The following is a 4,155-nucleotide window of genomic DNA, read 5'->3' as shown; positions in this document are numbered from 1 at the left end:
ACCCTTGGTCGCGCCACTGAATCGGCCGTCGGTCATCAGCGCGCAGGAATCGCCCAGCCCGGCGCCGACCAGGGCCGCAGTCACGCCCAGCATCTCGCGCATGCCGGGGCCGCCCTTCGGGCCCTCGTAGCGGATGACCACGACGTCGCCGGCCTTGATCTCGCCATTGTCCAGGGCGGCCAGTGCGCCCTGCTCGCGGTCGAACACGCGGGCGGTGCCCTCGAAGACGTCGGCGTCGAAGCCGGCGCTCTTCACGACGGCGCCCTCGGGCGCCATCGTGCCGTGCAGGATGGTGATGCCGCCGGTCTTGTGGATCGGGTTGTCCATGGCACGGAGGATTTTGCCGTCCAGGTCCGGCGGGTTGATGTCGGCCAGGTTCTCGGCCATCGTCCGGCCCGTCACGGTCATCACGTCACCGTGCATCAGGCCGGCATCCAGCAGCGCCTTCATCACCACCGGGATGCCGCCGACCTTGTCGACGTCGTTCATGACGTACTTGCCGAACGGCTTGAGGTCGCCGATGTGCGGCACCTTGTCACCCACCCGGTTGAAGTCGTCGATGGTCAGGTCGACCTCGGCCTCGCGGGCGATGGCCAACAGGTGCAGCACGGCGTTGGTGGAACCGCCGAAGGCCATGGTCACGGCGATCGCGTTCTCGAAGGCCTTCTTGGTCATGATGTCGCGGGCGGTGATTCCCTTGCGCAGCAGTTCAACAACTGCCTCGCCGGAGGCGCGGGCGAACATGTCGCGGCGGCGGTCTGCCGAGGGCGGGGCGGCGGAGCCCGGAAGGCTCATGCCCAGTGCCTCGCCGATGCAGGCCATGGTGTTGGCGGTGTACATGCCGCCACAGGCGCCCTCGCCGGGGCAGATGGCCTTTTCGATGCGGGTGAGGTCCTCGACGCTCATCTTGCCGGCGGCGCAGGCGCCCACGGCTTCGAAGGCGTCAATCAGGGTGACTTCCTTTTCGGAACCGTCCTCCAGCTTGACCCAACCCGGCATGATCGATCCGGCGTAAAGGAACACCGAGGCCAGGTCCAGGCGGGCAGCTGCCATGAGCATGCCCGGGAGCGACTTGTCGCAACCTGCAAGCAGGACCGAGCCGTCGATGCGCTCGGCCTGCATGACGACCTCGACGGAGTCGGCGATGACCTCGCGGGAGACCAGCGAGAAGTGCATGCCCTCGTGGCCCATGGAGATGCCGTCGGAGACGGAGATGGTGCCGAACTGCATCGGGAAGCCGCCACCTGCGTGGACGCCTTCCTTGGCACCCTGTGCCAGGCGGTTCAGCGAAAGGTTGCAAGGGGTGATTTCGTTCCACGAGCTCGCGACGCCAATCTGCGGCTTGGCGAAGTCGTCATCGCCCATGCCGACGGCGCGGAACATGCCACGGGCCGGAGCGGCATGGATGCCGTCGGTCACGACGCGGCTGCGAGGTTTAATATCTGGGGTAGTGTCCTGACTCATGCCCTCGATTGTATGGCTGACGGGCACCGACGCCGAACCCGTGACGGTGCCCCGACATATTTCGCCCTGCGAATACAGGACATGTGTTCGAAACCTCCAATGGATAGAGTGGATGACATGGAGACACTCAACGTTGAATCCGACGACGTCCTCAAGCGGCTTTTGCATGAGGCCTTCGATACCCAAATCCCGAACTTCGGCAGCTACAACCTGGTCGCTGCCGCGGGCAGCTCCGGATCCGCGGGGTTGAAGGTCATCGGCTTCCGCCGTGAGCCGGCCGAACTGATCCTGTGCCCGCTGAACCCCGAAAACCTCCTGCCCACCGAGCGCGCAGTGGCGGTGAACAACACCAACGTCTCGCACGTGGCTCTGGTGCTTGACGGCGGCTACGAAGTGGGCACCAGCACCGGTCGCGTCTACCGCTTCAATGTCCCGGCCCGGCTGTCCCTGAACATTCCCTCCGCCGGCGCCGAGAGCGCCGGTCACCCGGTCTCCGGCATCCTGGTCCAGGACGACGATGCGGCGGATTTCGCGGACTTCATGAACGAATTCATGGACCGCCTCGACCCCACGATCAGCACGTAGGTCCGGCCCGCCCCGAGCACCCTAGGACTCTTCGTCCTCCTGGCCGCGACCGTCCGTCGGTTCCCCAGCCCGAGCGCCCGCCGCGCCTTCGAGATCCTCCTGCGCCGCAGCCCGGTCCTCTTCATTCAGTGGAAGCGCCTCCTGGGCGCGCGCCTCATGGCCTTCAAGCGCGTCGATGTCGCGATGCTCATCCCGCAACGGATCCATGGAATCAAGGGTCCGAGGATCATCGGACGAGCCTTCCTCCACCGGTTGACCGTCGCGGCCGTCCAACGGCGTGCCTTCGTTCTCTTCGTCTAGGCGCGGTTCGAATTCTGGCGTATTCAACGACATGGCTGGCTCCTTGGTGTGGTGTGCGTGTGGGTACGTTCGGGCAGTGGACGGCGCATCAGTGCGGTTCGTTGCCCGTGTCTCCCTCGAGGTTGTCGAGCATGCCGGGTCCCTTCAGGGCCCGATAGAGTCCGTATCCAGTCATGCCCAGGCCCAGAAGGACACCAATCCACATGGGTGTCATGAATCCCTCGCCGGGCTCCCTGCCCGCCATGATGAATAGCCCGAAAACGATCACCAGGATGATGCCGGTGACCATGAGCGGGGCGCCCTGTCTCCTGAAAAACGGCTTCCTGCCCGTTTGTCCCGATTCGTTGCCCATGACCTGCTCCGTTCCTGTTGGATGCCGCTTTGCGGCAAGTTCGGTTACTTGGATCCGTGCCCGTGTATTTCCGCGGCAAGGTGCCCTTCGTGTGCGGCAAGCAGGGACCCCGTGGTCACGATTCCTTCGCGGTACTCCGACTTGAGCAGTCCCAGGGACGCTCGTTCGAAATCGGGGTCCGCCGAGGCGATGCAGGCGTGGGAAGACACGCCCGCAATCAGGACCGACTCCCCACCCAGGCCCTGCAGCCGGTGACTCAGGTCTGTGCGCCAAAAGGCGCTGTCGCGTCGCTTGATGATTTCCGTGGCATCCCGGACGTCGAGACCCGCCAGGTTTTGGGCCTGAACGCTGCCTTCGAACAAGAACCCCCTGTCGTCATCGAGCATGCTCAGTGTCCATGTGGATTTTTCCCGGGCGTGCTCGGTCCTGATATTGAACACCGGCATCCCCAACGCGTGCGCTAGTCCGGTGAGCTGATTGCAGTGCCGCACCAGAGGATCGCGACGCCGTCCAAGGACCGGATCCTCAAAGAAGGCATTCTGCATGTCGCCTATGAGCACGGCCATGCGTTCGGAAAGCCGCGGAATTTCATGCATTGGCACTCCCGTCTTGGTTGGTGCCGGGCTGTTTGACCTTGTGTCCACCGTAGGCCGGGCACTTCGAGTGCGCAACGGTTTCTCGGGTCTTGCGAGGTCCGGCAGCTGCTTACGTGCGCCGTCCCACGCGGGCTCCAGGAGGTGGGACAATGACATCCACCAACCGCGATGGAGGTCGATCCGGGGGCCCGAGGCCGGTATTTCAGGCACTCAACAAGCTTCACTGCATCCATATCGAACCAGCCCATTGTCCGGACTTCATGTAATTCTCTTATGGTTGTCGTTGCCCACAATTGGCCCAAATCAATTCGAATCAATTTGACCAACGGTCGCGGGGAAGCCTTCGCGCCGAACGTGGAGTTTCGAGCCATTCACACCCAGGTCGATTCGCCCAGGTCAACGAGGAAGGGTTTTGCGATCCAGAAATGCAAACGCCGCATAGACCCTATCCACCAGTACTTTCTTCGTTGTAGGGTCAAAGAGTGCATCGCCACAATGATGCTGAAACTGAACCTTCATCCGAACAGGAGAATAGTTATGGGTTTCATTGGTTGGATTGTTCTAGGACTGATTGCCGGAGCTATTGCCAAGGCAATCAAGCCGGGTGACCAGGGAGGCGGCTGGATCGCCACGCTGCTGCTCGGAATCGTCGGCGCCGTTCTTGGCGGCTGGATTGGATCGGCAATCTTCAATGTCGGGATCAATGATTTTTGGTCCCTCTCAACATGGTTGCTGGCCATCGGCGGTGCGTTGCTCGTTCTCATTATTTGGGGACTGTTGACGCGCAAGAAGGCCTGACCGCTGCACATTGGAGGGTTGGGGGGGGGGGGGCGGGGGGGCCCCCCCCCGGGGAGCAGA

Annotated in this window: 6 protein-coding genes; 2 read left to right on the top strand and 4 right to left on the bottom strand. The window is 63.1% G+C overall.

Annotated features, from left to right (window positions below):
• Positions 1–1,464: dihydroxy-acid dehydratase (ilvD, locus tag ACLQ7E_RS07000; RefSeq protein WP_411731852.1), on the bottom strand; the 1,464-nt coding region annotated here is incomplete at its 3' end.
• 117 nt (positions 1,465–1,581) lie between these two features.
• Between ilvD and ACLQ7E_RS06995 the strand changes: the two genes are divergently transcribed.
• On the top strand, positions 1,582–2,049 hold the full coding sequence (locus ACLQ7E_RS06995; RefSeq protein WP_411731851.1) for a hypothetical protein: 468 nt from the start codon (positions 1,582–1,584) through the stop codon (positions 2,047–2,049).
• A gap of 21 nt (positions 2,050–2,070) precedes the next feature.
• Here ACLQ7E_RS06995 and ACLQ7E_RS06990 read toward each other — a convergent pair whose 3' ends face one another.
• The 3 genes from ACLQ7E_RS06990 to ACLQ7E_RS06980 are packed head-to-tail and all read right to left on the bottom strand — an operon-like array spanning position 2,071 to position 3,297.
• Positions 2,071–2,382: a hypothetical protein gene (locus ACLQ7E_RS06990; RefSeq protein ID WP_411731850.1), complete on the bottom strand. Its 312-nt coding sequence runs from the start codon at positions 2,380–2,382 to the stop codon at positions 2,071–2,073.
• A gap of 55 nt (positions 2,383–2,437) precedes the next feature.
• A complete protein-coding gene (locus ACLQ7E_RS06985) occupies positions 2,438–2,701 on the bottom strand; it encodes a hypothetical protein (protein ID WP_411731849.1) in 264 nt (87 codons plus the stop codon).
• 44 nt (positions 2,702–2,745) lie between these two features.
• Positions 2,746–3,297, bottom strand: a complete 552-nt coding sequence (locus tag ACLQ7E_RS06980) for a cysteine hydrolase family protein (RefSeq protein WP_411731848.1) — start codon at positions 3,295–3,297, stop codon at positions 2,746–2,748.
• Between the two features lie 537 nt (positions 3,298–3,834).
• Here ACLQ7E_RS06980 and ACLQ7E_RS06975 point away from each other — a divergent pair.
• Positions 3,835–4,095: a GlsB/YeaQ/YmgE family stress response membrane protein gene (locus tag ACLQ7E_RS06975; RefSeq protein WP_411731853.1), complete on the top strand. Its 261-nt coding sequence runs from the start codon at positions 3,835–3,837 to the stop codon at positions 4,093–4,095.
• Positions 4,096–4,155 lie beyond the last annotated feature (60 nt).

The sequence above is a fragment of the Paeniglutamicibacter sp. genome (assembly GCF_046714615.1).
GTDB lineage: Bacteria > Actinomycetota > Actinomycetes > Actinomycetales > Micrococcaceae > Paeniglutamicibacter.
This window is presented reverse-complemented; position numbering and strand designations above follow the sequence as displayed.